Origin of the sequence: Pseudomonas purpurea (assembly GCF_039908635.1) — a bacterium.
Taxonomy (GTDB): Bacteria; Pseudomonadota; Gammaproteobacteria; order Pseudomonadales; family Pseudomonadaceae; genus Aquipseudomonas; species Aquipseudomonas purpurea.
In genome coordinates, this window is record NZ_CP150918.1 from 4,648,840 (window position 1) to 4,672,626 (window position 23,787).

Below are 23,787 nucleotides of genomic sequence, written 5' to 3' on the forward strand. Positions count from 1 at the left end.
CAGCGGCTGGTGCTCGGGGCAGCACGTAATGTGCCGCAAGCCTTGCAGAGCAAGGCCGCTTGGGGATTACCCCAAGCATAGCCAAAAGGCCTGCACTCGATCACACCGCGGTGAAAATCAGCTTGGCGGGCTCATTGACTGACGTCAACGTCGCCCCTTTGCTGATGTTCGCCTGGCTTGATCTTCGCTCGGCGCCTTTGGAGAAAATATTACTTGATGGTCAGGGCTTCCAGTTTGCCACTGTTGCCATACACATAAATCGTGTCACCCACCACCAGCGGACGGGCACGAAGACCGTCGCTGTCGATGCGTTCGCGGCCGACGAAACGACCGTCCACCTGACTCAGCAGGTGCAGGTAACCTTCCAGGTCACCCACTGCAACATAGCTGGAGAACACTTCCGGAGCCGACAGTTGACGGCGGGCCAGCGAGTCGTTGGTCCACAATGCTGTGGTAGAACGCTCGTCGACGCCTTCAACGGTGCCCGAAGACAGGCTCACGTAAACACTGCCGAAACCCTGGGCAACGCCGGCATAGCTGGAAGCATCACGCTGCCAGAGCTGACGACCACTCTCCAGGTCCAGCGCCGCAACGCGGCCCTGATAGCTGGCCACATACAACGTGCCGCCGGACAACAGCAGGCCACCGTCGATGTCGACCACACGATCGAGTTCCGAACGACCTTGCGGAATGGCTACACGTTGTTCCCAGACCGGCACGCCGTTGGAAATATCCAGTGCAACCACCTTGCCGGTCGACAGACCCGCTACCGCCAGACGGTTGGTGACCACCGGCGCACTGGTGCCGCGCAGGGTCAGGACCGCCGGAGTGCTGTCATACAACCAGCGCTGATGGCCGGTGCTTGCGTCCAGACCGATCAGACGATCGTCCTGGGTCTGAACCACGACCACATCACCGTTGTTTGCCGGCGGTGCGAGAACTTCGCTGGTCACGCGAGCACGCCATTTCTCTTCACCGTTGCTGGCATCCAGGGCAACCACTTCGCCCTTCAGGGTGCCAATCATGACCAGACCGTAACCCACGCCAACGGCGCCGGAAACAGGCAGCTCAAGGTCTTTCTTCCATTTGACGTCGCCGTTGCTGCGATCCATCGCCATGACTACGCCGGTAACATCACCGGCGTAGATGGTGTCGCCGTCAATCGCCGGCACCAGCATGTTGTAGGTTTCGCCCTGACCGTCACCAATCGAGCGGCTCCACTGCTTTTGCAGGACCACTTCTTCCTTGAAGGAGACCAGCTCAGCCGGTGGCAGTTCTTTTTTGCTGTTGCTGCTGCAACCCGCGGCCAGAACGGCCAGAGCCAGCAATGCTGCATGTTTCCAACGGATCACGTCACGCATCCCCTTTGGCCAGGTCGTCCAGCTTGATTTGTAGGCCACCGACCGCCGCTTCATCCGACAGCGCAGCCTTGGCTTTTTGATAAGCAGCATGGGCTTCGTCGGTACGACCCAACTGGACCAGCAGGTCACCCTTGAGTTCTTCGCGAGTGGCCAGGAACGCCTTGTCGGCATCGCCTTCGAGCAATTTCAGTGCTTCTTCGGTCTTGTTCTGCGCCGCCAGTACCTGGGCCAGACGCTGACGCGCCACTTCGCCCAGGGTCGGGTTGGCGGGTTTGTCGGCTACGGCTTTCAGCTCGTTAGCCGCATCGTCCAGCTTGCCGCTGTCGACCGCGACTTTCGCCACGAACAGGCTGCCGTACTGCGCATACGCCGAACCGCCGAACTCGCTGTTGAGCTTGCCGGCCAGGTCCGCAACGCGGGCTGCGTCAGGCTTGCCGTCAGGCGTCAGCGTGGTTTCGAGCAGTTGCTGATAGAGCATCGAGGCGCCTTGCGACTGATTGCCCTGATACTTGTGAAACGCCTGCCAGCCGAACACGATGACCAGCGCCAGCAGGCCTCCGGTCACGAGAGGTTTGCCGTTACGCTGCCACCAGTCTTTGAATTCCGCCAGATGTTCGTCTTCGGTACTCGACACCCCAATACTCCTTATTCGCTAAATCGGCTGTTTGACAGCTTCAACCCTGCACGACGCAGGTGGCCAAGTGAGCGGCAAGCGCATCCCAGGCAATGCTTTGTTGTTCGCCCTGGCCACGCAGGGGTTTGAAACCTACCACTTGCTGGGCCATTTCGTCGTCACCGAGGATCAATGCGTACAACGCACCGCTCTTGTCGGCCTTCTTGAACTGGCTTTTGAAGCTGCCGGCACCGGCATTGATTTGCAAGCGCAAGTCAGGCAACTGATCGCGAACCCGCTCACTCAGTGTCAGGGCTGCCAGTTCGGCGGCTTCGCCAAAAGCGCAGAGGTAGACATCGACCTGCCGGGAAATTTCTTCCGGGATCTGCTCCAGGGTTTCCAGCAGCAGCACCAGACGCTCGATGCCCATGGCGAAACCAACGCCTGCAGTCGGCTTACCGCCCATCTGCTCGACCAGGCCGTCGTAACGGCCGCCCGCGCAGACAGTGCCCTGGGCGCCGAGTTTGTCGGTGACCCATTCGAAAACGGTTTTGCTGTAGTAATCCAGGCCGCGCACCAGCTTCGGGTTGATCACGTACGGAATGCCCGCGGCATCCAGTCGTGCCTTCAGGCCTTCGAAGTGAATGCGCGATTCGTCGTCCAGGTAGTCGGCCATTTTCGGCGCGTCGACCAGGGCGGCTTGCGTGTCGGCGTTCTTGGTATCAAGCACGCGCAGCGGGTTGGTTTTCAGACGGCGCTGGCTGTCTTCGTCCAGTTTGTCCAGGCGAGCCGTCAGGAACTCCACCAGCGCTTCGCGATAACGACCGCGGGATTCGCTGGTGCCCAGGCTGTTGAGCTCAAGCTTGACCGCATCGCGAATCCCCAGCTCGCCCCACAGGCGCCAAGTCAGGACGATCAGCTCGGCATCGATGTCCGGACCGTCGAGGTTGAAGACTTCGCAACCGATCTGGTGGAACTGGCGATAACGGCCTTTCTGTGGACGCTCGTGGCGGAACATCGGGCCGATGTACCAGAGCTTCTGCACCTGGCCACCACCGGTGATGCCGTGTTCCAGCACTGCGCGCACACAGGCCGCCGTGCCTTCAGGGCGCAGGGTCAGGGAGTCGCCGTTGCGGTCATCGAAGGTGTACATCTCTTTTTCGACGATGTCGGTCACTTCACCGATAGAGCGCTTGAACAGCTCGGTGAACTCGACGATCGGCATGCGGATCTGCTTGTAACCGTAGTTATCCAGCAGACGCGAAACGGTGCCTTCGAAATGACGCCACAGCGGGGTCTGTTCGGGCAGGATGTCGTTCATGCCACGAATGGCTTGCAGAGACTTGCTCACTATAAATCCTTAAATTCGGTTGAATCAGCCGCGGGCGATCAGTGCTGCGTCGGCTTCGACCTTTTCGGCCGCTTTCTGGCGGATCAGCCGTTCCAGCTCATCCACCAGATTGTCATTCGTCAATTTCTGCGACGGTTTGCCGTCGATGTAAATCAGGTTTGGCGTGCCACCGGTCAGGCCCACATGCGCCTCTTTGGCTTCGCCAGGACCGTTGACCACGCAACCGATGACCGCAACATCCAGCGGCACCAGCAGATCTTCAAGGCGCACTTCCAGTTCGTTCATGGTTTTCACCACATCGAAGTTCTGCCGCGAGCAACTCGGGCAGGCGATGAAGTTGATGCCACGGGAACGCAGGTGCAGGGACTTGAGAATGTCGTAGCCGACTTTCACTTCCTCGACCGGGTCAGCCGCCAACGAGATGCGAATAGTATCGCCAATCCCTTCGGCGAGCAGCATACCGAGGCCCACAGCGGATTTCACTGTGCCTGAACGCAATCCACCCGCTTCAGTAATGCCCAGGTGCAGCGGCTGGACGATTTCCTTGGCCAGCAAACGGTAGGCTTCGACGGCCATGAACACGTCGGACGCTTTCACGCTGACCTTGAAGTCCTGGAAATTCAGGCGCTCAAGGTGCTCAACATGACGCAAGGCAGACTCGACCAGTGCAGCCGGGGTCGGTTCGCCGTATTTCTTTTGCAGGTCTTTTTCCAGCGAACCGGCGTTGACGCCAATACGAATCGGAATGCCCCGGTCACGCGCGGCATCGACCACGGCGCGCACGCGGTCTTCGCGACCGATGTTGCCCGGGTTGATCCGCAGGCAGTCCACACCCAGTTCCGCTACACGCAAGGCGATCTTGTAGTCGAAGTGGATGTCGGCAACCAACGGCACCTTGACCAACTGCTTGATGCGACCAAAGGCTTCGGCAGCGTCCATGTCGGGTACGGAAACCCGCACGATATCGACGCCAGCCGCTTCCAGACGATTGATCTGGGCCACGGTGGCCGCGACGTCATTGGTATCGCTGTTGGTCATGCTCTGCACAGCGATAGGTGCATCGCCGCCCACAGGCACGTTACCGACCCAGATCTTGCGGGACTCGCGACGTTTGATTGGTGATTCGCCGTGCATGACTTATTGACCCAACTTCAGGCGAGCGGTCTCGCCACTGGTGAACGGAGCTACATCGACCACTTGCCCGTTGTAGCTGACCTGCGCGCCGCGGGCATAGCCCAGGCGTACTGCAAACGGTGGTTTGCCGCTGACGTCGGCGGTTTCGCCTTTACGCTTGAGGCCACTGAGCAACACTTTGCCGTTGCCGTCGGTAACCTGCGCCCAGCAATCGGCGCTGAACTGGATCCGGACCTGACCTGCCCCGGCAACCGGAGCGCTTGCTGCCACCACGGGTGCGACTGGCGCAACCGGTGCGGTCACGACTGGCGCAACGACAGGCACGACGGGAGCCGGTGCGGCCGGTGTTGCGGCGACGATTGGCGCCACTGCATTGTGAACAGGGGCCACGGGGACCACAGGAGCAGGTGCAACCACTGGAGCCATTGGCGCAGGAGCTTGAGCGGTGACCGGGGTTTCAGCCGGTGCCTGACCTTCCGGCAATACCAGTGCGGTCTCGCCTTCGGTCTGACCTTCAACCACAGCCTGGTCTTCCGGCTCGTCGAGCGGGTGGATCTGCGTAGTGCCGTCAGCACCTTCGACTTCAACGTGTTCAGGGTTGATGCCAATCAGTTCCTTGGTGCGCAGCGAGGTTTGATCCTGCCACCAGACGAAACCGCCGCCCACCACCGCGATCAGCAACAACAGGCTGACGATTCGCAAAATGGTGTGGGAAACCCGTGTAGGTTCTTCGATACGACCCAGGCTGTGGACATTGCTGCCCTGGGAATCGGTGCCCGTGCTCTGGTCGAACTGCTGAACCAGGACCGCTTGGTCCATACCCAGCAACTTTGCATAAGCACGGATGTAGCCGCGAGCAAAGGTGTGCCCTGGCAGCTTGTCGAAAGCGCCGGCTTCCAGATTGCTCAAGGAACTCACGGTAAGATTGAGCTTCAGGGCCACTTCAGCCAGCGACCAACCATTGCTTTCGCGGGCCTGACGCAGGGTCTCACCGGGGTTTACGCGAGTCGCTGCTACAACTTCGGGATGCGCCGCTTTCATCATTGCTCCGACAGGTATTGCTGATATTCCGGCGTACCGGGATAGAGTCGTTTTAATTGCAGGCCAAAACTGGCGGCCTTGTCGCGATCGTCGAACACTTTAGCCAACCGGACGCCGAGCAATAGACTACGTGCATTTTGCTCGGCAAGCAGGCTAAAACGGTCGTAATAGTCGCGCGACGGCACATAATGCCTGTCTTCGAAGGACAACTCAGCCATTTCCAGCAACGCACGTGGTTGCTGACGGTTCAAACGCAGGGCTTTTTCCAGTTGTTGCTGGGCCAGTTGACGCTGGCCAAGCATCGAAGCTGTTATACCCAGGTTCTCGAAAACCCGCGAACGCTCAGGGTAAAGGCTATCGGCAGCCGCCTGTTCAAAGCGCTCGTAAGCTTCTTTGTAACGTTTTTCTTCAAAAAGAAAGCTGCCGTAGTTATTCAGGATGCGCGCATCGCCAGGACGGGAAGACAGTGCCTTGCGAAAATGCTGGTCCGCGAGCTCGTTTTCCATCTCGGCCTGAAACACCAGACCGAGCGCCGCATTGGCATCGGCGTCCGAACTGTCCAGCTCCAGGGCCTTCTTGAGCGGGACTTTCGCCCGCTCGGTCATGCCCTGTTGCAAATACCCAACGCCCAGCTGCACATAGGCGGCTCGCGCCTCGTCGCGGCCCTTGCTGGTTTTCATCGGATTGAAATCACCCGACAGAACACAACCAGCCGACAGGCTGGCGAACAGCAGAAGCAGCGCGAGGCGCAATGGCATAGAGGTCCTCTCTTTAAGTACGATTCGCAGCGTCTTGCGCCATATCGCTGTCGGCGTTCAATTCACGCACGGCAATATAACGTTCGCTGCGACGGGTGCGATCCAGCACCTGCCCGACCAGTTGGCCGCAGGCCGCATCAATATCTTCGCCGCGCGTGGTGCGCACGGTGACATTGAAGCCTGCCTGATGAAGTTGATCCTGAAAACGACGAATGGCGTTGTTGCTCGGCCGCTCGTAACCGGAATGAGGGAACGGGTTGAACGGGATCAGGTTGATCTTGCAAGGCGTGTCCTTGAGCAACTCGATCATTTCAACAGCGTGCTCAACCTTGTCGTTGATGTCTTTGAGCAAGGTGTACTCGATGGTCAGCACACGCTTTTCGCCCAGGGACGACATGTAGCGGCGGCAGGACTCAAGGAGCATTTTCAGCGGGTACTTCTTGTTGATCGGTACCAACTGGTTGCGCAGCGCATCGTTTGGTGCGTGCAGGGACAACGCCAGGGAGACGTCGATGTGCTTGGACAGCTCATCGATCATCGGCACTACGCCTGAGGTCGACAGGGTCACACGGCGCTTGGAAATACCGTATCCCAGATCGTCCATCATCAGGTGCATGGCAGCCACGACGTTGTCGAAGTTCAGCAGCGGCTCACCCATGCCCATCATCACCACGTTGGTGATGGCACGGTCGACGGTTGCCGGGACGCTGCCAAAGGATTTGTTGGCAATCCACACCTGACCGATGACTTCGGCGGCGGTGAGGTTGCTATTGAAGCCTTGCTTGCCGGTGGAGCAGAAACTGCAATCCAGGGCACAGCCTGCCTGGGACGAAACGCACAAGGTGCCGCGTTTGCCCTGGGGAATGTACACGGTCTCGACGCAGCTGCCGGACGCCACGCGCACCACCCACTTACGGGTGCCGTCGCTGGAGATGTCCTCGCTGACCACTTCGGGGCCGCGAACTTCAGCAATAACCTTGAGCTTGTCGCGCAAGGCTTTGCTGACGTTCGTCATGGCGTCGAAATCATCGACGCCAAAGTGGTGAATCCATTTCATTACCTGACCGGCACGGAAACGCTTCTCCCCGATTGAGTCGAAGAATTTTTCCATTTCCAGCTGAGTCAGACCCAGCAGGTTAGTTTTAACAGTCGATGTAGTCATGGATTCACCTTCACTCTTAAGCCAATGCTTAGCGAGTGGTTACTTCAGTAGCTGCGAAGAAGTACGAGATTTCGCGAGCAGCAGCGGCTTCGGAGTCCGAACCGTGCACAGCGTTGGCGTCGATGGAATCAGCGAAGTCAGCGCGGATGGTGCCGGCAGCAGCTTCTTTAGGGTTGGTAGCGCCCATCAGCTCACGGTTCAGAGCGATAGCGTTTTCGCCTTCCAGAACCTGAACAACAACCGGACCGGAGATCATGAAAGCAACCAGGTCGCCGAAGAAACCACGAGCGCTGTGCTCAGCGTAGAAGCCTTCAGCTTCGGCTTTGGACAGTTGCTTCATTTTCGAAGCTACAACGCGCAGGCCAGCTTTTTCGAAACGGGTGATGATTTCACCAGTAACGTTTTTTGCAACAGCGTCAGGCTTGATGATGGAGAAAGTACGTTGAACAGCCATGGTGTAACTCCAGAAACGGTAATTTGCGAAAAATTAAACCCGCGAATTATACGCGGGTTCTTTGGTATTGCCTAACGGCGTACGGTGCGCTCAGTCGGCTTCTTCGATCCAGGCGGCCTGAATGGCTTCAAGCACCTTCTCGCCACCGCGGGTCGGATCATCGCTGAACTCCGGCAATCCCAGCACCCATTGGTGCAGATCGACGAAGTTCACATAACGCGGGTCCACATCCGGCTTGGATTCAGCCAGCTGGATCGCGATTTCCAGCACATCAACCCATTTCAGGCTCATGACAGCTCCTTGAATCAGTGCGGCGCTTCGGCGGCATGGTTGAGCGAGTACTTCGGAATTTCGACAGTCAGGTCTTGCGTCCCGACTTTTGCCTGACAGGCCAGGCGCGACTGAGCTTCCAGCCCCCAAGCCTTATCAAGGTAGTCTTCTTCCAACTCGTCAGCCTCTTCCAGCGAGTCGAAACCTTCCCGAATGAGGCAGTGACACGTCGTGCAAGCGCAGACGCCGCCACAGGCACTTTCCATCTCGATATGGTGCTCATGCGCCAAGTCGAGGATGGACGTACCGGGTTCAGCTTCCACGACCATGCCGTCCGGGCAAAACTTTTCGTGTGGCAGAAAAATGACCTGCGGCATCGTTATTCCTCAATCTCATTCAGGTTGCGCCCCGCCAGCGCGGCTTTCACCGTCGAGTCCAGGCGGCGGGCAGCAAAGGCATCGGTCACTTGCGACAGACGCTTGGTCTGCTGCTCGATGGCATACCCATCGGTGCCTTTCATCAATTCGGTCAGTTCCTGCATCTGCAACTCGATGACCATGCGCTCTTCGGCGTCGAGCAGGCGCTCGCCGTCAACATCGAGGGCGCCCTGCACCGCTTCGATCAGGCGCTGGGCGTCGACTTGTTGCTCGCGCAGCACGCGGGCAACCTTGTCGTCATTGGCGTGCTGGAACGAGTCCTTGAGCATGCGGGCGATTTCGCCGTCGGTCAGACCGTAGGACGGTTTGACCTGAATGCTCGCCTCGACGCCCGAACCCAGTTCGCGAGCGGCAACGCTGAGCAGGCCATCGGCGTCGACCTGGAAGGTCACCCGAATCTTCGCCGCGCCCGCGACCATCGCCGGAATACCACGCAACTCGAAGCGCGCCAGGGAGCGACAATCGCTGATCAGCTCACGCTCGCCCTGCAATACATGGATCATCATGGCCGACTGGCCATCTTTGTAGGTGGTGAAGTCCTGAGCGCGGGCAACCGGGATGGTGGTGTTACGCGGAATCACCTTCTCCATCAGGCCGCCCATGGTTTCCAGCCCCAGGGACAACGGAATCACGTCGAGCAGCAGCAGTTCGCCGCCATCGCGCTTGTTACCCGCCAGGGTATCGGCCTGGATCGCGGCCCCGATGGCCACCACTTGATCCGGATCGATTTCGGTCAACGGCTGGCGACCAAAAGCCTCAGCCACCGCTTCGCGAACGCGTGGTACGCGGGTCGAACCACCGACCATCACCACCGCTTGCACGTCTTCCAGCTCGACACCGGAATCACGTACCGCACGACGACAGGCTTTCAGGCTGCGAGCGACCATTGGCTCGATCAGCGCATCAAAGGCTTCGCGAGTCAGCGAGGCTTTCCAGTCGCCGTAAGCGACTTCAACACTCGCAGCGTTGGTCAGCGCTTCTTTGGCCGCACACGCAGTTTGCAACAGACTGCGCTGCTCACCCGGATCGAGATCGGCGGACAGACCCGCGCTCTCGATGATCCAGCCGGCAATCGCGTGATCGAAGTCATCGCCGCCCAGGGCGCTGTCGCCACCGGTCGCCAGGACTTCAAACACACCGCCGGTCAGACGCAAAATCGAAATATCGAACGTACCGCCGCCCAGGTCATAAATGGCGACCAGGCCTTCGGCGTGCTGATCCAGACCATAAGCCACCGCCGCAGCAGTCGGCTCGTTGAGCAAGCGCAGCACGTTCAGACCCGCCAGCTTGGCCGCATCCTTGGTGGCCTGACGCTGAGCGTCGTCGAAATAGGCAGGGACGGTGATCACCGCACCGACCAGTTCGCCACCCAGCGTCGCTTCGGCACGCTGACGCAACACCTTGAGGATATCGGCGGAAACTTCGACGGGGCTTTTCGGGCCTTGCACGGTATCGATGAACGGCATGTGCGACTCGCCATCGACAAAGCGGTACGGCAACTGCTCCCCCAGCTGCTTGACGTCGGACAGACCACGACCCATCAAGCGCTTGACCGACAACACGGTGTTCAGCGGATCAGTGGACGCCGCCAGTTTGGCGGACTCGCCAACCTCGACGCGGTCGGCGTGATAGCGCACCGCAGACGGCAGGATGACCTGCCCGGCGGCGTCGGCCAACGGCTCGGAAAGACCACTGCGCAATGCAGCGACCAGCGAATTGGTAGTGCCCAAGTCAATCCCCACAGCCAGACGACGCTGGTGCGGTTGAGGACTTTGGCCGGGTTCGGCGATCTGCAGTAGGGCCATCGTTATCAGGACTTATCTGTATATCAGGCGTGCGACCGAGGCGGCACTGGGTTAATCGTCGAGGCGCTCTTCTAACTGGCGCACTTCGTAGGTGAGCTTGTCGAGAAACTGCATGCGCCGCATCAGGCGTTCGGCCTGTTCACGTTGCGCTGCATCATTCCAGCAAGCTGCGAAGCTTTCGTTCAGCTCATCCTGAGCAACCTTCAGACGGCGCTTGAACACGGCAATCCCGGCCAGATCGGCACTGTCTTGCAGGTCTTCGAGCTCTTCACGCAACTCCATCTGCTGCAGAAGAAACGCCGGATCATGCACCGTGACCTCCAGCGGCAGCTCGCGACCGCCCATGGCGAGCAGGTAACGCGCGCGCTTGGGGGGACTTTTGAGCGTCTGGTAGGCCTCGTTGAGGCTTGCGGATTGCTCTAGCGCCAGCCGCTGCTCACGCTCGGAAGCGTCGGCAAAGCGGTCTGGATGAACGCCGCGCGCCAACTCACGGTAGCGCGTAGCCAACTGATCGAGGTCCAGAGTGAAGCTCGGTTGCAGCTCGAATAAAGCGAAATGACAAGGAGTACCCACGAGCAGCCTCAGATGTTGAAGCTTTCGCCGCAGCCACATTCACCGCGCACGTTGGGGTTGTTGAACTTGAAGCCTTCGTTCAACCCTTCCTTGACGAAATCGAGTTCGGTGCCGTCCAGGTAAGCCAGACTTTTCGGGTCGATAATCACTTTCTCGCCGTGACTTTCGAACACCCGATCTTCTGCAACCACCTCGTCGACAAACTCCAGCACGTAGGCAAGGCCGGAACAGCCTGTGGTGCGAACACCCAGACGAATCCCTTCACCTTTGCCGCGCCCGTCGAGGGAGCGTCGCACGTGTTGAGCTGCCGCTTCTGTCATGCTGATAGCCATCGGTGACTCCTTACTCGTCGCCAAATCTTGAAAGTCAGATCAAGCCTTTCTTCTGCTTGTAATCGCGAACGGCGGCCTTGATGGCGTCTTCAGCGAGTACCGAGCAGTGGATTTTCACTGGCGGCAAAGCCAGTTCTTCAGCCAGCTGAGTGTTCTTGATGGTTTCGGCTTCGTCCAGGGTCTTGCCCTTCATCCACTCGGTGGCGAGGGAGCTGGAAGCAATGGCAGAGCCGCAGCCATAGGTCTTGAACTTGGCGTCTTCGATGATGCCTTGCTCGTTGACCTTGATTTGCAGGCGCATAACGTCGCCGCACGCTGGGGCGCCGACCATGCCGGTGCCGACATCAGGATCTTCCGCGTCCATCTTGCCGACGTTGCGCGGGTTTTCGTAGTGGTCGATGACCTTTTCGCTGTAAGCCATGGTTCTATCCTCACTCATCAGAGAGTCGCTCTTTGGGCTCTGCAAGCCGACCTTTCAATACGTCCGACAGAGCCCGTGTGCGGCGACTTATATTCAGTGCGCCGCCCACTCGATCTTCGAAATGTCGACGCCATCTTTGTACATGTCCCACAGCGGCGACAGAGCGCGCAGCTTGGTAACGGCCTCGCAGACTTTCTGCGCGGCGTAGTCGATTTCTTCTTCGGTGGTGAAACGGCCGAAGGTGAAACGGATCGAGCTGTGTGCCAGTTCGTCGTTGCGGCCCAGGGCGCGCAGTACGTACGAAGGCTCCAGGGATGCCGAGGTGCACGCCGAACCGGACGATACCGCCAGATCCTTGAGCGCCATGATCAGCGACTCGCCTTCAACGTAGTTGAAGCTCAGGTTCAGGTTGTGCGGAACGCGCGAAGTCATGCTGCCATTGACGTACAGCTCTTCGAGGCCTTCGACCTGTTTGAAGAAACGGTCGCTCAAGGCTTTGATGCGGACGTTTTCGGCAGCCATGTCTTCCTTGGCCACGCGGAACGCCTCACCCATGCCGACGATCTGGTGAGTTGCCAGGGTGCCGGAGCGCATGCCGCGCTCATGACCGCCACCGTGCATGGTCGCTTCAAGGCGAACACGCGGCTTGCGGCTCACGTACAGCGCGCCGATGCCTTTAGGGCCGTAAGTCTTGTGGGCAGAGAAGGACATCAGGTCGACTTTCAGCTTTTGCAGGTCGATCTCGACTTTGCCGGTGGACTGCGCAGCGTCGACGTGCAGCAGAATGCCCTTGGAACGGGTCAGTTCACCGATGGCTGCGATGTCGTTGATGGTGCCGATTTCGTTGTTCACGTGGATGATCGACACCAGGATCGTGTCATCACGCAACGCGGCTTCGATCATCTCAGGCGTAACCAGACCGTCTTCACGAGGCTCGATGTAGGTGACTTCGAAACCTTCGCGCTCCAGTTGGCGCATGGTGTCGAGGACAGCCTTGTGTTCGATCTTGGTGGTGATCAGGTGCTTGCCTTTGGAACCGTAGAAATGCGCGACACCCTTGATTGCCAGGTTGTCGGACTCGGTGGCACCGGAGGTCCAGACGATTTCACGCGGGTCGGCATTGACCAGGTCGGCGACCTGGCGGCGAGCGTTTTCGACCGCTTCTTCGGCTTTCCAGCCAAACACGTGGGAGCGGGACGCCGGGTTACCGAAGTTTCCGTCGACCAGCAGGCATTCACTCATCTTTTGCGCGACACGCGGATCAACCGGGGTGGTCGCAGAGTAATCAAGGTAAATCGGCAATTTCATGGACTCTCTCCTAAATCAGGCTGGCTGGCGTGCCGCTGGCTCTTTGGCTGTCATTCGACGGCGGACGCTTCAATCTTGTCCAGGCGCGGCGCCTTGCCATTGCAACGGCGCTGGTCCTGACGCTGGGCTACTTCTTGCACCTCACGGCGAGTCACAAGATCAGCCAAGCTGATACCGCTCAGAAATTCGTGGATCTGCAGGCTGAGGTCACACCACAAGTGGTGGGTCAGGCAGGTGTCGCCGGAATGGCAGTCACCCTGGCCCTGGCATTTGGTTGCATCGACCGATTCGTTCACCGCGTCGATCACCTGAGCAACCTGAATGCCCTGCATCTCACGCGATAGCTGGTAGCCACCGCCTGGACCACGAACACTGGAAACCAGATTGCTGCGGCGCAACTTGGCAAAAAGCTGTTCAAGGTAGGACAAGGAAATGCCTTGGCGCTCAGAGATATCGGCCAGGGACACCGGGCCATGCTGCGCGTGCAACGCCAGATCAAGCATGGCGGTGACAGCGTATCGGCCTTTTGTAGTCAGTCGCATGGACAATTACCACGGGGGTTACGGGATGGGGCGAGTATGCAATTCCCGAGTATTTAAGTCAACTATAAGACCTAGTACTTTAGTCAGGTTTACCCGCAAAAAGAGCGCGCGAATGATAGCAGGGTCTGCGGCTTAATAGCACACCTGCAACGTATGACATTTACCTGTAGCGGCTGCCATACACAACGCAAGCCGCTACAGATAGCCGCGCGAATCAGCTGGCCGGACGCTCATCCTTGCCTTTCACGCAGGCAAAGTCTTCCTCGCGCAACTCAGGCAGGTCCTTGGCACAGTATGGGCTGCCGAGATCCTTCAGCGCGCCGCACATGCCTTCGAGCCGACCGTCCACCGCTTGCAGATGGTCGAGCAACTGAGCAATGGCCCGCGCCACCGGGTCCGGCATGTCCTCGCTGACGCCGTAAGCATCGAACCCGAGCTTCTCGGCCATGGCCTTGCGCTTGGCTTCTTGTTCGTCATCGGACTTGACGATGATCCGCCCCGGAATCCCGACCACAGTCGCACCCGCCGGAACCGCCTTGGTCACCACCGCATTGGAGCCCACCTTGGCACCCGCCCCGACGGTAAACGGCCCAAGCACCTTGGCGCCCGCCCCTACCACCACGCCATCTTCCAGGGTCGGGTGGCGCTTGCCCTTGTTCCAACTGGTGCCGCCCAGGGTCACGCCCTGATAGAGCGTCACGTCATTGCCGATTTCGGCCGTTTCGCCAATGACAATGCCCATACCGTGGTCAATAAAGAAGCGCCGCCCAACCTTGGCGCCCGGGTGAATTTCGATCCCGGTCAACCAGCGACCGAAGTTCGACACCACGCGCGCCAGCCATTTCCAGCCCATGCCCCACAATGCGGAAGAGAGACGATGAATCCAGATCGCATGCATGCCCGGATAGCAGGTCAGCACTTCAAATGCATTACGTGCCGCCGGATCACGGTGGAAAACGCTCTGGATATCTTCACGCAAACGCTCGAACATTATTAATCCTTCCGCTTAAGAAGCTCACCACGGGCCGCTTTCTGGGTTTCCGTGAGGATGCCACGCAAAATATTCATTTCCGCCCGACTGACCGAGCTTCGTCCGTACAACCGGCGCAGGCGCGCCATCAAGTGCCGCGGTTTTTCAGGATCGAGAAATTCGATGGCTACCAGCGTTTGCTCCAGGTGCTCATAGAATCGCTCCAGCTCATCCATGGTCGCCAGTTCGCCACTCTTGGTGGACGCCACTTCATCCTTCTCGACCTTGCTCGGCTGACCTTGGGCCGCCAGCCAGGACATGCGCACTTCATAGCCCAGCACCTGCACCGCAGCCCCGAGGTTCAGCGAGCTGAACTCAGGGTCTGATGGGATGTGCACGTGATAATGACATCGTTGCAGCTCTTCATTGGTCAGGCCGGAGTCTTCACGGCCGAACACCAAAGCGATCTCGGCGCCCTGCGCGGCCTCCTCGACCACTTTCACCCCGCACTCGCGAGGGTCCAGCAGCGGCCAAGGGATCCGACGATCACGAGCACTGGTGCCCAACACCAGATTGCAGCCGACCAAGGCGTCTTCAAGCGTGGCGACGACTTGCGCACTTTCCAGGATATCGCCAGCGCCAGAGGCCCGCGCATCGGCTTCGTGATGAGGGAAAAGCCGTGGTTCGACCAACACCAACCGCGACAGCCCCATGTTCTTCATGGCACGCGCAGCCCCGCCGATATTTCCCGGATGGCTGGTATTGACCAGGACGACACGAATGTTCTGCAGCAAGGGAGGCGCTCTCGGACAGTGAAAAGGGGAGCAAATCTTACAGCTCATCCAGGCATCCCGCCTCAAAAAAAACTGCTCACTTTTGACGGTGCCCACTGTTGCCATGCTGCGTTGCCACGCCTCCCCATAGCCAGCCATGAGCCGTTGCCGCGACTTGCCTGACAACAGTGACCACTCGTCAAAAATTGAACGCATTTCTGAGGCGGGATGCAAAGTTAAGCGATGAAAGCGAACGTCGTCGTTCATCTGTAGAAACTTTCTGCTAGAATGCCCGGCTTTCTTTAACAACCTTAGGTGACACATCCATGCAGCCCATGCTGAATATCGCGCTGCGCGCCGCCCGCAGCGCCAGTGAATTGATCTTCCGCTCCATCGAGCGCCTGGATACCATCAAGGTCGACGAAAAAGACGCCAAGGACTACGTGTCCGAAGTTGACCGCGCCGCCGAACAGAAAATCATCGATGCGTTGCGCAAGGCCTACCCGACTCACGCCATCATGGGCGAAGAAACCGGCATGCACGCCGGCAGCGGCGAAGGCGCAGATTACCTGTGGATCATCGACCCACTGGACGGCACCACCAACTTCCTGCGTGGTGTTCCACACTTCGCCGTGAGCATCGCCTGCAAATACCGCGGCCGTTTGGAACACGCAGTGGTTCTGGACCCGGTTCGCCAGGAAGAATTCACCGCCAGCCGCGGTCGTGGCGCCCAGCTTAACGGTCGTCGCCTGCGTGTCAGCGGTCGTACCAGCCTGGAAGGCGCATTGCTGGGTACGGGCTTCCCGTTCCGTGATGACCAGATGGACAACCTCGAAAACTACCTGGGCATGTTCCGCAGCCTGGTTGGCCAGACCGCCGGCATCCGCCGTGCTGGCGCCGCGAGCCTGGACCTGGCTTACGTTGCCGCGGGTCGTTTCGACGCATTCTGGGAGTCGGGCCTGTCCGAGTGGGACATGGCAGCAGGCGCCCTGCTGATTCAGGAAGCAGGCGGTCTGGTGAGCGACTTTACCGGCGGTCACGACTTCCTTGAAAAAGGCCACATCGTTGCCGGCAACACCAAATGCTTCAAAGCAGTGCTGACGGCCATCCAGCCGCACCTGCCAGCCTCGCTGAAACGCTAAGCGACAGGCACAAAAAAGCACCCTTCGGGGTGCTTTTTTTATGCCTGAAATTTGTGCCTCACCACCCCCCCCCCTGCGGGAGCGAGCTTGCTCGCGATAGCGGCATGTCAGTCGACATCAGTGCTGACTGATAGGTTGTCATCGCGAGCAAGCTCGCTCCCACATTGAGGCGTGGTGTTTTCGGGATGAAATCTCGGGCACAAAAAAAGCACCCGTTCGGGTGCTTTTTTGAGTCTGGCATTCAGCTTACTTCTGAGCAGGCTGGTTCTGCCCCAGGATCAGCTGACCGTCCTTGTTGACCGGAATCTGATTGCCCGGATCACGATCCATCCGCACCTTGCCTTCCTTGCCGTCCAGCGAGTAACGCACGTCGTAACCGACAACCTTGTCACTGATGTCATTCACAGTGTTACAGCGGGTTTGCGTCGTGGTGTAGGTATCACGATTCTGCATACCCTCCTGGACCTTGTTACCGGCATAACCACCACCGACCGCGCCTGCGACCGTGGCAATTTTCTTGCCGGTGCCGCCGCCGATCTGGTTACCCAGCAAACCGCCAGCCAACGCACCTACCACCGTACCGGCGATCTGGTGTTGATCTTTCACCGGCGCTTGCCGGGTCACGGTGACATCCTTGCACACTTCACGTGGAGTCTTGATCTGTGTCTTGACCGGCTCAACTGCCAGTACTTGCGCATACTCAGGGCCGCTTTTTACCAGGCTGTAGGTGGCAACAGCACCCCCGGCAGTTACACCGACAGCACCCAATACCGCACCAACCAGTAACGACTTGTTCACATGAACCTCCTGACCATCACATGCGGGGCTTGCCCGCGCTTCTCCCAACCTTGGAGCATAAAAAAAGGCGCGAGTTCAATACTCGCGCCTTCTGGTTATAACGAGAAGAGATAACGCCTTAAGGACGGTCGTCCACTTCCTTCTCGGTATTGGCCGGAGGAATCAGGTCCTCGCTGCTCAGGTTCAGCCAGATCAGCACCACGTTGGCGATGTAGATCGACGAGTAAGTACCCGCCAATACACCGACAAACAGCGCGATGGAGAAGCCGAACAGGTTGTCGCCACCGAAGAACAGCAGAGCGGCAATCGCCAGCAAGGTGGAGATCGACGTCGCCATGGTCCGCAGCAGGGTTTGCGTGGTCGAGATGTTGATGTTCTCGATCAGGCTGGCCTTGCGCAGCACACGGAAGTTCTCACGAACCCGGTCGAATACCACAATGGTGTCGTTGAGCGAGTAACCGATGATCGCCAGTACCGCCGCCAGCACCGTCAGGTCGAAGGTGATCTGGAAGAACGACAGGATACCGATGGTCACGATCACGTCGTGGATCAGCGAAACAATCGCACCCACCGCGAACTTCCACTGAAAGCGGAAAGCCAGGTAGATCAGGATGCCGCCCAGCGCCATCAGCATGCCGAGGCCGCCCTGGTCGCGCAGCTCTTCACCCACCTGCGGCCCCACGAACTCGACGCGCTTGACCACGGCCGGGTTGTCGCCACCGACTTTCTGCAGGGCTTCAGCTACCTGATGACCCAGCTGCGGGTCTTCACCCGGCATGCGCACCAGCAGATCAGTAGTCGCACCGAAGCTCTGAACGATTGCTTCGTGATAACCGGCATCCGCCAGTTGACCACGGACTTTCATGACGTCGGCCGGACGCTCGTAGGTCAGCTCGATGAGCGTACCGCCGGTGAAGTCCAGACCGTAGTTCATGCCCTTGTGGAAGCAGCTGAACAGCGCCAGAGCGGTAAGGAACAATGTGACGCCGAACGCAACGTTGCGAACGCCCATGAAGTTGATAGTACGTAACATGGCAGCCCCTTAAATCCACAACTTCTTGAAGTCACGACCGCCGAAGATCAGGTTGACCATCGCGCGGGTCACCATGATGGCCGTGAACATCGAGGTAAAGATCCCGAGGGACATGGTCACTGCAAAGCCCTTGACCGGGCCGGTGCCCATGGCAAAGAGGATGCCGCCGACCAGCAACGTGGTCAGGTTGGCGTCGAGAATCGCAGTAAATGCCCGGCCGAAGCCTTCATTGATTGCCCGCTGCACCGTCATGCCGGCTGCGATCTCTTCACGTATCCGCGAGAAGATCAGTACGTTGGCGTCGACCGCCATCCCCATGGTCAACACGATACCGGCGATACCTGGCAAGGTCAGCGTGGCACCCAGCAAGGACATCAAGGCCAGCAGCAGCACCATGTTCACTGCCAGCGCAACTGTGGCAATGATGCCGAAGAAGCGGTAGATGGCGATGATGAACAGCGACACGAACAGCATGCCCCACAGCGACGCATCGACACCCTTGACAATGTTGTCGGCACCCAGGCTTGGGCCAATGGTGCGCTCTTCAGCAAAGTACATCGGCGCCGCCAGACCACCGGCACGCAGCAGCAAGGCCAGCTCCGAGGATTCGCCCTGACCGTTCAGGCCAGTAATGCGGAACTGAGCACCCAGCGGCGACTGAATGGTCGCCAGGCTGATGATCTTTTTCTCTTCCTTGAAGGTCTGGACCGGCACGTCTTTCTCGACGCCGTTGACCATTTGCTTGACGTAGGTGGTCACCGGGCGCTGCTCGATGAAGATCACCGCCATGCTGCGACCCACGTTGCTGCGAGTCGCACGACTCATCAGCTCGCCACCGTGACCATCCAGACGAATGTTCACTTCCGGCGTACCGTGCTCACCGAAACCGGCCTTGGCGTCAGTCACCTGGTCGCCCGTGATGATCAGGCCACGCTCGATTTGCGCAGGTGGGCGCTTGCCTTCACGGAATTCGAAGGTTTCGGAGGTCGCTTTCGAAGCGCCAGGCTCAGCGGCCAGGCGGAACTCAAGGTTGGCCGTCTTGCCGAGGATACGCTTGGCTTCGGCAGTGTCCTGCACGCCTGGCAGTTCAACCACAATGCGGTTGGCACCCTGACGCTGAACGATAGGTTCGGCAACACCCAGCTCGTTGACGCGGTTACGTACCGTGGTCAAGTTCTGCTTGATGGAGTACTCACGGATTTCCGCCAGCTTGGCCGGGGTCATCGCCAGACGCAGTACCGCCTGACCATTGAGGTCGGCCGGAACAATGTCGAAATCGTTGAAATTCTTGCGGATCAGCGCACGGGGCCTGTTCGCGGGAAGCTTCATCGCTGAAGCCCAGCTGAATGGCGCCATTGAGTTGCGGCAGGCTGCGATAGCGCAGACGCTCTTTACGCAACAGGCTCTTGACGTCGCCTTCGTAGACTTTCAGGCGTGCGTCGAGGGCTTTGTCCATGTCCACTTCCAGTAGGAAGTGCACACCACCGGACAAGTCCAGACCCAGCTTCATCGGATGCGCGCCGAGGCTGCGCAGCCATTGCGGGGTTGTCTGTGCCAGGTTCAGCGCGACGACGTAGTCATCACCCAACACCTTGCGCACTACGTCCTTGGCTGGAAGTTGGTCTTCCTGCTTGGTCAGACGCAACAAACCGCCCTTGCCGTTAGCCGCAATAGTGGCGGCCTTGACGTTGATCCCGGCGTCGATGAGCGCTTTGCTCGTACGATCCAGATCGGCCTGAGTGACTTGCAGCGCAGTGCTTGCACCGCTGACCTGAATGGCCGGGTCGTCAGGATAAAGATTGGGAGCGGAATAAATTAAACCGATCGCCAGCACTGCCAGGATCAGTATGTATTTCCACAGAGGGTATTTGTTCAGCATCACGCCGCCCGCTTATGACGCGGGGCGCCTTGCGCGCCCCGTCGATTGGTAAAAGATGAAACTTAGATCGCTTTCAGCGTGCCTTTTGGCAGCGTGGCAGCGATGGCGCCTTTCTGGAACTTCAGCTCTACCGAGTCAGAAACTTCGAGAACAACGAAATCATCAGCTACTTTGGTGATCTTGCCGGCGATACCGCCAGACGTCACAACTTCGTCACCTTTTTGCAAGTTGCTGAGCAGGTTCTTCTGCTCTTTGGCGCGCTTGGCCTGTGGACGCCAGATCATCAGGTAGAAAATGACCAGGAAACCGACCAGGAAAATCCACTCGAAGCCAGTACCAGCAGGGCCGGCAGCCGGCGCAGCGGCGTCTGCCATCGCATTAGAGATAAAAAAGCTCATTTAGCACTCCAGTTGCAAAATTAGTGTCGTAAACGTTTTAAAACTCAGTCCAAAGGCGGAACAGGCAACCCGCGTTTGGCATAGAAGGCATCGACAAAGGCGGCCAATGTACCCTGTTGAATAGCCTCGCGCAAACCAGCCATAAGCACTTGGTAATGGCGCAAATTATGGATGGTATTGAGCATGCTCCCCAGCATTTCGCCGCACTTGTCCAGATGATGCAGATAAGCGCGGGAGAAGTTCTGGCAGGTGTAGCAATCGCAGGTCGGATCGAGCGGCGAATCATCATGGCGATGGAACGCGTTACGGATCTTCAGCACGCCGGTATCAATGAACAGATGCCCATTGCGGGCATTACGGGTTGGCATCACGCAATCGAACATGTCCACCCCGCGGCGCACACCCTCAACCAAGTCTTCCGGTTTGCCAACGCCCATAAGGTAACGAGGTTTGTCCGCCGGCATCTGGCCCGGCAGGTAGTCGAGCACCTTGATCATCTCGTGCTTGGGCTCGCCCACCGACAGACCGCCGATCGCCAGGCCATCGAAGCCGATCTTGTCGAGGCCTTCCAGGGAGCGCATGCGCAGGTCCTGGTGCATGCCACCCTGAACGATACCGAACAGCGCCGCCGTGTTGTCGCCATGGGCGTTTTTCGAGCGCTGAGCCCAGCGCAACGACAACTCCATGGACACCCGCGCGACGTCTTCGTCGGCCGGGTACGGCGTGCATTCGTCAAAAATCATCACGATGTCGGAGCCCAGGTCGCGCTGGACCTGCATCGACTCTTCCGGCCCCATGAACACTTTCGCGCCATCTACCGGAGAAGCGAAGGTCACGCCCTCCTCCTTGATCTTGCGCATGGCGCCCAGGCTGAACACCTGGAAACCGCCGGAGTCGGTCAGAATCGGGCCTTTCCACTGCATGAAATCATGCAGGTCGCCGTGTTTCTTGATCACTTCCGTGCCAGGACGCAGCCACAGGTGGAAGGTGTTGCCCAGGATGATCTCGGCGCCGGTGGCGACGATATCGCGCGGCAACATGCCCTTGACCGTGCCATAGGTGCCGACCGGCATGAACGCCGGGGTCTCGACCGTGCCACGCGGGAAGGTCAGGCGACCGCGACGAGCCTTGCCGTCAGTGGCCAGCAGCTCGAAAGACATACGACTTGTACGACTCATTCTGTTTCCTCTGGGGCCGAATCCTTGGGAGCGGTTGGCGCCGGATTACGGGTGATGAACATCGCATCACCGTAGCTGAAAAAGCGGTATCCATGCTCGACGGCAGCCTTGTAGGCCGCCATGGCTTCGGGATAACCGGCGAACGCCGAAACCAGCATCAACAACGTGGATTCGGGCAAATGAAAGTTGGTCACCAGGGCATCGACCACATGAAACGGTCGGCCCGGGTAGATAAAGATATCGGTGTCGCCGCTGAACGGCTTGAGCACGCCATCGCGGGCAGCGCTTTCCAGCGAACGCACGCTGGTGGTCCCCACGGCCACCACACGCCCGCCACGCTCACGGCACGCAGCAACCGCATCCACCACGTCCTGGCTGACTTCCAGCCATTCGTTGTGCATGTGGTGATCTTCGATGCGTTCCACGCGCACCGGCTGGAAGGTGCCAGCGCCGACGTGCAAGGTCACGAACGCGGTTTCAACGCCCTTGGCGGCAATCGCCTCCAGCAGCGGCTGGTCGAAATGCAGGCCGGCGGTCGGTGCGGCTACTGCGCCCAGGCGCTCGGCGTACACGGTCTGATAACGCTCGCGGTCCGAGCCTTCGTCCGGGCGATCTATATAAGGAGGCAGCGGCATGTGCCCGACGCGGTCGAGCAGCGGCAGCACTTCCTCGGCAAACCCCAGTTCGAACAACGTATCGTGGCGCGCGAGCATTTCAGCTTCGCCACCGCCGTCGATGAGGATCTTCGAACCCGGTTTCGGCGACTTGCTGGAACGCACATGAGCCAGCACGCGATGACTGTCGAGCACCCGCTCCACCAGAATTTCCAGCTTGCCGCCGGACGCCTTCTGGCCAAACAGCCGCGCCGGAATCACCCGGGTATTGTTGAACACCATCAAGTCGCCTGGGCGCAAATGCTCAAGCAAATCAGTGAATTGACGGTGTGCCAGGGCGCCGCTGACCCCATCCAGGGTCAACAGGCGACTGCCGCGCCGCTCAGCCAAAGGGTGGCGAGCGATCAGCGAATCAGGGAGTTCGAAAGTAAAGTCAGCAACGCGCATGATGGAGTTCGTCTAGCAGGGCCGGGAAGTCTAGCGGAAATAGTGAAAATAGACCACGAAACGTGATTGACCAACGGTAATCTCATCTCTATACTTCGCCGCCATTGAGCCCTGATGGCGGAATTGGTAGACGCGGCGGATTCAAAATCCGTTTTCGAAAGGAGTGGGAGTTCGAGTCTCCCTCGGGGCACCAAATTAAAAAAGACCTTGAAATTCAAGGTCTTTTTTTTCGCCTGTAGAAAAGTGCGCCACTCCTGCAGGAGCTGCCGCAGGTTCAGGCCGCGCTCGGACGGTCTTTTGATCTTCGCATCCTCACCCGACAGGAAATGCCTCAAGGACTCTCCCTATGGAATTGCCACTGGAAACAGTCGCCCTCTTCTCCCTTAAGCTGGCTTACGAAACGGAAGGCCAAAGCCCGATCCTGCGTGACGATCTGATGATGAACGACTACCAGAGGGACGTATTCGGCTTGCTGGTGCGCAGAGGTGATGTCGAGACCATCAAGGTCAAAGTGGCTGAATGCCTGGGGCTGGCGCTTGAGGCGATAGGTGGGGCTGGTACGCCGTTGGGGCGAGAGCTGGATAGATTGTCGATTGATTTCAGCGCTGCGCAGACCATGGAGCAGCTTGATACTCCGCTCATTGCGCTTAAGGATTACTTGAAAGACATTCAGTGAATGATCGGGCTGGGAGTACGCAGGGTGCCCCTTTACACCCTCACTGATCGCTCCCACCTGCGCGACGCAAGTTCATCGAGGTGTAAAAGGCGCAGCCCGAAGTCAAAACCGGTGTAAGCGCTCCATAAACCCCGTCTATTTTTAACAGGCGGGGTTTAGGAACGCTTACAGTGGTTCCCGCCGAAAACCCACCTCTTGTACAGCGATAAAATGGACGACGCCGACACCTGTAAGTGGGAACCATCTAGATGCGCAAAGGAGAAAAGAATTGCCGTTCGAGACGATGGCGATTTGCCAATCGCGTGGTATATTCGGGA

At 58.8% G+C, this 23,787-nt stretch carries 25 protein-coding genes, 1 tRNA gene and 1 pseudogene; 3 read left to right on the plus strand and 24 right to left on the minus strand.

Going from position 1 to position 23,787, the window contains the following annotated elements:
* Nucleotides 1-209 precede the first annotated feature (209 nt).
* The 18 genes from bamB to trmJ form a co-directional block, all read right to left on the minus strand.
* On the minus strand, nucleotides 210-1,361 hold the full coding sequence (bamB, locus tag AABM54_RS20730) for an outer membrane protein assembly factor BamB (protein WP_347901845.1): 1,152 nt from the start codon (nucleotides 1,359-1,361) through the stop codon (nucleotides 210-212).
* Nucleotides 1,354-1,995, minus strand: coding sequence for a tetratricopeptide repeat protein (locus AABM54_RS20735; protein ID WP_347901847.1), 642 nt, complete (start codon nucleotides 1,993-1,995; stop codon nucleotides 1,354-1,356). The genes bamB and AABM54_RS20735 overlap by 8 nt, the downstream gene beginning before the upstream one ends.
* A 40-nt stretch (nucleotides 1,996-2,035) precedes the next feature.
* Nucleotides 2,036-3,325 (minus strand): histidine--tRNA ligase, encoded by a 1,290-nt coding sequence (gene hisS, locus AABM54_RS20740; RefSeq protein WP_347901848.1) that lies wholly within the window; start codon nucleotides 3,323-3,325, stop codon nucleotides 2,036-2,038.
* 24 nt (nucleotides 3,326-3,349) lie between these two features.
* On the minus strand, nucleotides 3,350-4,459 hold the full coding sequence (gene ispG, locus AABM54_RS20745) for a flavodoxin-dependent (E)-4-hydroxy-3-methylbut-2-enyl-diphosphate synthase (protein ID WP_347901849.1): 1,110 nt from the start codon (nucleotides 4,457-4,459) through the stop codon (nucleotides 3,350-3,352).
* Nucleotides 4,460-4,462: 3 nt separating this feature from the next.
* The gene (locus AABM54_RS20750) at nucleotides 4,463-5,500 is read right to left on the minus strand and encodes a RodZ family helix-turn-helix domain-containing protein (protein WP_347901850.1); all 1,038 of its coding nucleotides are present in this window, start codon (nucleotides 5,498-5,500) and stop codon (nucleotides 4,463-4,465) included.
* Nucleotides 5,500-6,258: a type IV pilus biogenesis/stability protein PilW gene (gene pilW / locus AABM54_RS20755; RefSeq protein WP_347901851.1), complete on the minus strand. Its 759-nt coding sequence runs from the start codon at nucleotides 6,256-6,258 to the stop codon at nucleotides 5,500-5,502. Before pilW ends, AABM54_RS20750 begins: the two co-directional genes overlap by 1 nt.
* 13 nt (nucleotides 6,259-6,271) lie before the next feature.
* On the minus strand, nucleotides 6,272-7,420 hold the full coding sequence (gene rlmN, locus AABM54_RS20760) for a 23S rRNA (adenine(2503)-C(2))-methyltransferase RlmN (RefSeq protein ID WP_347901852.1): 1,149 nt from the start codon (nucleotides 7,418-7,420) through the stop codon (nucleotides 6,272-6,274).
* A 28-nt stretch (nucleotides 7,421-7,448) separates the two neighbouring features.
* Nucleotides 7,449-7,874: a nucleoside-diphosphate kinase gene (ndk, locus tag AABM54_RS20765; protein WP_347901853.1), complete on the minus strand. Its 426-nt coding sequence runs from the start codon at nucleotides 7,872-7,874 to the stop codon at nucleotides 7,449-7,451.
* Nucleotides 7,875-7,964: 90 nt separating this feature from the next.
* The gene (gene iscX, locus AABM54_RS20770) at nucleotides 7,965-8,165 is read right to left on the minus strand and encodes a Fe-S cluster assembly protein IscX (protein WP_347901855.1); all 201 of its coding nucleotides are present in this window, start codon (nucleotides 8,163-8,165) and stop codon (nucleotides 7,965-7,967) included.
* A 14-nt stretch (nucleotides 8,166-8,179) separates the two neighbouring features.
* Complete coding sequence (fdx, locus tag AABM54_RS20775) at nucleotides 8,180-8,521, minus strand: ISC system 2Fe-2S type ferredoxin (protein WP_347901856.1); 342 nt, start codon at nucleotides 8,519-8,521, stop codon at nucleotides 8,180-8,182.
* Nucleotides 8,522-8,523: 2 nt separating this feature from the next.
* Entirely contained in the window at nucleotides 8,524-10,386 is a 1,863-nt protein-coding gene (gene hscA / locus AABM54_RS20780; RefSeq protein WP_347901857.1) for a Fe-S protein assembly chaperone HscA, read from the minus strand.
* A gap of 51 nt (nucleotides 10,387-10,437) precedes the next feature.
* The gene (gene hscB / locus AABM54_RS20785; RefSeq protein ID WP_347901858.1) at nucleotides 10,438-10,959 is read right to left on the minus strand and encodes a co-chaperone HscB; all 522 of its coding nucleotides are present in this window, start codon (nucleotides 10,957-10,959) and stop codon (nucleotides 10,438-10,440) included.
* Nucleotides 10,960-10,967: 8 nt separating this feature from the next.
* A complete protein-coding gene (gene iscA / locus AABM54_RS20790; protein WP_347901859.1) occupies nucleotides 10,968-11,291 on the minus strand; it encodes an iron-sulfur cluster assembly protein IscA in 324 nt (107 codons plus the stop codon).
* Between the two features lie 34 nt (nucleotides 11,292-11,325).
* The gene (gene iscU, locus AABM54_RS20795) at nucleotides 11,326-11,712 is read right to left on the minus strand and encodes a Fe-S cluster assembly scaffold IscU (RefSeq protein WP_003443374.1); all 387 of its coding nucleotides are present in this window, start codon (nucleotides 11,710-11,712) and stop codon (nucleotides 11,326-11,328) included.
* Between the two features lie 93 nt (nucleotides 11,713-11,805).
* Nucleotides 11,806-13,020: an IscS subfamily cysteine desulfurase gene (locus tag AABM54_RS20800; protein WP_347901860.1), complete on the minus strand. Its 1,215-nt coding sequence runs from the start codon at nucleotides 13,018-13,020 to the stop codon at nucleotides 11,806-11,808.
* A 50-nt stretch (nucleotides 13,021-13,070) separates the two neighbouring features.
* Nucleotides 13,071-13,562 carry a Fe-S cluster assembly transcriptional regulator IscR gene (gene iscR / locus AABM54_RS20805; RefSeq protein ID WP_092278442.1) on the minus strand — a complete coding sequence of 164 codons (492 nt, stop codon included), beginning with the start codon at nucleotides 13,560-13,562 and terminating at the stop codon, nucleotides 13,071-13,073.
* Nucleotides 13,563-13,776: 214 nt separating this feature from the next.
* Nucleotides 13,777-14,553, minus strand: a complete 777-nt coding sequence (gene cysE / locus AABM54_RS20810; protein ID WP_347901861.1) for a serine O-acetyltransferase — start codon at nucleotides 14,551-14,553, stop codon at nucleotides 13,777-13,779.
* Between the two features lie 2 nt (nucleotides 14,554-14,555).
* Nucleotides 14,556-15,326, minus strand: a complete 771-nt coding sequence (gene trmJ, locus AABM54_RS20815; RefSeq protein ID WP_347906268.1) for a tRNA (cytosine(32)/uridine(32)-2'-O)-methyltransferase TrmJ — start codon at nucleotides 15,324-15,326, stop codon at nucleotides 14,556-14,558.
* A gap of 305 nt (nucleotides 15,327-15,631) precedes the next feature.
* Here trmJ and suhB point away from each other — a divergent pair, with 305 nt between their 5' ends.
* Nucleotides 15,632-16,447 carry an inositol-phosphate phosphatase gene (gene suhB, locus AABM54_RS20820; RefSeq protein WP_347901862.1) on the plus strand — a complete coding sequence of 272 codons (816 nt, stop codon included), beginning with the start codon at nucleotides 15,632-15,634 and terminating at the stop codon, nucleotides 16,445-16,447.
* Nucleotides 16,448-16,693: 246 nt separating this feature from the next.
* On the opposite strand, the gene AABM54_RS20825 is transcribed toward suhB, so the two are convergent.
* From AABM54_RS20825 to queA, 6 genes and pseudogenes are all read right to left on the minus strand, one after another.
* Nucleotides 16,694-17,245 carry a glycine zipper 2TM domain-containing protein gene (locus tag AABM54_RS20825; RefSeq protein ID WP_347901863.1) on the minus strand — a complete coding sequence of 184 codons (552 nt, stop codon included), beginning with the start codon at nucleotides 17,243-17,245 and terminating at the stop codon, nucleotides 16,694-16,696.
* Nucleotides 17,246-17,363: 118 nt separating this feature from the next.
* A complete protein-coding gene (gene secF, locus AABM54_RS20830; RefSeq protein ID WP_347901864.1) occupies nucleotides 17,364-18,278 on the minus strand; it encodes a protein translocase subunit SecF in 915 nt (304 codons plus the stop codon).
* A gap of 9 nt (nucleotides 18,279-18,287) precedes the next feature.
* A pseudogene (gene secD / locus AABM54_RS20835) lies at nucleotides 18,288-20,157 on the minus strand (protein translocase subunit SecD).
* 62 nt (nucleotides 20,158-20,219) lie between these two features.
* Nucleotides 20,220-20,555, minus strand: coding sequence for a preprotein translocase subunit YajC (yajC, locus tag AABM54_RS20840; protein WP_095166066.1), 336 nt, complete (start codon nucleotides 20,553-20,555; stop codon nucleotides 20,220-20,222).
* A gap of 44 nt (nucleotides 20,556-20,599) precedes the next feature.
* Nucleotides 20,600-21,715 (minus strand): tRNA guanosine(34) transglycosylase Tgt, encoded by a 1,116-nt coding sequence (tgt, locus tag AABM54_RS20845; protein WP_019651852.1) that lies wholly within the window; start codon nucleotides 21,713-21,715, stop codon nucleotides 20,600-20,602.
* Nucleotides 21,716-21,729: 14 nt separating this feature from the next.
* The gene (gene queA / locus AABM54_RS20850; protein WP_347901865.1) at nucleotides 21,730-22,794 is read right to left on the minus strand and encodes a tRNA preQ1(34) S-adenosylmethionine ribosyltransferase-isomerase QueA; all 1,065 of its coding nucleotides are present in this window, start codon (nucleotides 22,792-22,794) and stop codon (nucleotides 21,730-21,732) included.
* Nucleotides 22,795-22,902: 108 nt separating this feature from the next.
* Between queA and AABM54_RS20855 the strand changes: the two genes are divergently transcribed.
* Together AABM54_RS20855 and AABM54_RS20860 are read left to right on the plus strand one after the other, a co-directional pair.
* A tRNA-Leu gene (locus AABM54_RS20855) sits at nucleotides 22,903-22,987 on the plus strand.
* A 153-nt stretch (nucleotides 22,988-23,140) separates the two neighbouring features.
* A complete protein-coding gene (locus AABM54_RS20860) occupies nucleotides 23,141-23,470 on the plus strand; it encodes a hypothetical protein (RefSeq protein ID WP_347901866.1) in 330 nt (109 codons plus the stop codon).
* Nucleotides 23,471-23,787: the final 317 nt, after the last annotated feature.

Excerpts from the sequence above, each read along its gene's own strand:
- bamB (WP_347901845.1), bottom strand. The coding sequence starts at position 1,361 with ATGCGTGACGTGATCCGTTGGAAACATGCAGCATTGCTGGCTCTGGCC.
- ispG (WP_347901849.1), bottom strand. The coding sequence starts at position 4,459 with ATGCACGGCGAATCACCAATCAAACGTCGCGAGTCCCGCAAGATCTGG.
- AABM54_RS20750 (WP_347901850.1), bottom strand. The coding sequence starts at position 5,500 with ATGAAAGCGGCGCATCCCGAAGTTGTAGCAGCGACTCGCGTAAACCCC.
- pilW (WP_347901851.1), bottom strand. The coding sequence starts at position 6,258 with ATGCCATTGCGCCTCGCGCTGCTTCTGCTGTTCGCCAGCCTGTCGGCT.
- rlmN (WP_347901852.1), bottom strand. The coding sequence starts at position 7,420 with ATGACTACATCGACTGTTAAAACTAACCTGCTGGGTCTGACTCAGCTG.
- ndk (WP_347901853.1), bottom strand. The coding sequence starts at position 7,874 with ATGGCTGTTCAACGTACTTTCTCCATCATCAAGCCTGACGCTGTTGCA.
- iscX (WP_347901855.1), bottom strand. The coding sequence starts at position 8,165 with ATGAGCCTGAAATGGGTTGATGTGCTGGAAATCGCGATCCAGCTGGCT.
- fdx (WP_347901856.1), bottom strand. The coding sequence starts at position 8,521 with ATGCCGCAGGTCATTTTTCTGCCACACGAAAAGTTTTGCCCGGACGGC.
- hscA (WP_347901857.1), bottom strand. The coding sequence starts at position 10,386 with ATGGCCCTACTGCAGATCGCCGAACCCGGCCAAAGTCCTCAACCGCAC.
- iscA (WP_347901859.1), bottom strand. The coding sequence starts at position 11,291 with ATGGCTATCAGCATGACAGAAGCGGCAGCTCAACACGTGCGACGCTCC.
- iscU (WP_003443374.1), bottom strand. The coding sequence starts at position 11,712 with ATGGCTTACAGCGAAAAGGTCATCGACCACTACGAAAACCCGCGCAAC.
- AABM54_RS20800 (WP_347901860.1), bottom strand. The coding sequence starts at position 13,020 with ATGAAATTGCCGATTTACCTTGATTACTCTGCGACCACCCCGGTTGAT.
- iscR (WP_092278442.1), bottom strand. The coding sequence starts at position 13,562 with ATGCGACTGACTACAAAAGGCCGATACGCTGTCACCGCCATGCTTGAT.
- cysE (WP_347901861.1), bottom strand. The coding sequence starts at position 14,553 with ATGTTCGAGCGTTTGCGTGAAGATATCCAGAGCGTTTTCCACCGTGAT.
- suhB (WP_347901862.1), top strand. The coding sequence starts at position 15,632 with ATGCAGCCCATGCTGAATATCGCGCTGCGCGCCGCCCGCAGCGCCAGT.
- secF (WP_347901864.1), bottom strand. The coding sequence starts at position 18,278 with ATGTTACGTACTATCAACTTCATGGGCGTTCGCAACGTTGCGTTCGGC.
- yajC (WP_095166066.1), bottom strand. The coding sequence starts at position 20,555 with ATGAGCTTTTTTATCTCTAATGCGATGGCAGACGCCGCTGCGCCGGCT.
- tgt (WP_019651852.1), bottom strand. The coding sequence starts at position 21,715 with ATGTCTTTCGAGCTGCTGGCCACTGACGGCAAGGCTCGTCGCGGTCGC.
- queA (WP_347901865.1), bottom strand. The coding sequence starts at position 22,794 with ATGCGCGTTGCTGACTTTACTTTCGAACTCCCTGATTCGCTGATCGCT.
- AABM54_RS20860 (WP_347901866.1), top strand. The coding sequence starts at position 23,141 with ATGGAATTGCCACTGGAAACAGTCGCCCTCTTCTCCCTTAAGCTGGCT.